This is a genomic window from Laspinema palackyanum D2c (genome assembly GCF_025370875.1).
GTDB lineage: Bacteria > Cyanobacteriota > Cyanobacteriia > Cyanobacteriales > Laspinemataceae > Laspinema > Laspinema palackyanum.
Genome location: NZ_JAMXFD010000076.1, coordinates 1 through 1,320, shown reverse-complemented (window position 1 = coordinate 1,320; position 1,320 = coordinate 1). Strand labels below are relative to the sequence as shown.

The window sequence follows — 1,320 nt, the reverse complement described above, 5'->3', positions numbered from 1 at the left end:
CTGAGAGGGTGACAAGATAGCTAAACCACTTGCTGTACAAGGGATAGAGCATTTAGACCTCGGCGAAAATTCAGAGCTTTATGAGGCTTTAGGGCCATCAATGCTAACATCTCTTTTCGCCAGAGAACGAGGGACTGGCTCCAAGCATAACCCGATAATCCGAGCCAAAAGATACTGTGATGGGGATAATTATTAGGAGTTTTTTCGTTTCGACCGAGGTAAGCTAATAAATGGTTAGATTCAAACTCATGACCCGAATTAGTCGCTAACCAATAAGCGAAAGTAATCAACAAAACCAAGGCTAAAAATCGGGTGGCATCCACCCGAGTAGATTCCATATTATAGCCGCCACTTTTACAATCTCTAAACATCATTTCGATACCCCACCGCGCTTGATAAAGTTGCTTAACCAACTTAGGGTTAGAAATCGTAGTTAGTAAATACCACGGTTCTTTTACCTTTTTCCCTCGGTGACTTTTTTTCCAATAAACTCCTAGGTTAAATCCCTGAATAGGTTCAGATTTTTGAAAGGTTACATTGAGGAAAAAGTGGGATTCGCCAGATTTAAAGCCTTGGGTTTTTAAAGACTTACCTGGCTGGCATGAAGTGGCTACAAAAGCACTCTTTTTTTGACGAAATACAACGTCTACACCCTTGGTCCTGAGCCAGTCTGCGAGTTTAGCACTATGAAACTCTCGGTCCCCTATTACCACGACCGGATAAGGTTTTAGAAGGGCCAGTACCGGCCCTAGTACCCGTTTTTGTTCCCGGAAAGAACTACTGCCTAACTTGGAGAGTAGCTCCCAATATATTGGTAAAGCATGATTTCCCCAAATTATGGTGGCCATGAGTAGATTCCGGTCTCTCCATTGAGTTCGGTCGAGAGCAATCGCTACATAGTTTTTGGTTTTAAATCTTAATTTTGAGGGGTGTCTCCGTTGCGCTCTATTTAATTTTTTCTCTCTAAATTCAGATTTTAAAGCTGCCTTGATTATCGGAAACCAGAGTAACTTAGCCGAGAGCTGGGGGAGTTCCAGCAATCGCTGGATATTTCGGATTCGGCTTTTGTATTGAATGGGTTGTGGAAAGAAGTTGGCGAGAGTTGATAATCTGACTTGTCGATAACTTTGAAGCATCAGAACTAAGATTTCTAAGGTCAGTGCCTGACTTTCACTCAAATGAATGCGTAATAACTTTTGGTATAATGTCCTTAGCATTTTTGTCAGGGTGGCTCCAAGGGCCACCCGCTTTTTGACGACTTCTCCATTATCTCAAACAATTGCCCCGTCTGGGTTTGCCCTCCATTGTCACCCTCTCAGG

The 1,320-nt window shown here is 42.9% G+C and carries 1 protein-coding gene; it reads right to left on the bottom strand.

The features are described 5' to 3' along the window. Positions 1–20 precede the first annotated feature (20 nt). A complete protein-coding gene (locus NG795_RS28350; RefSeq protein WP_367291946.1) occupies positions 21–1,217 on the bottom strand; it encodes an IS4 family transposase in 1,197 nt (398 codons plus the stop codon). Between the last annotated feature and the right edge of the window lie 103 nt (positions 1,218–1,320).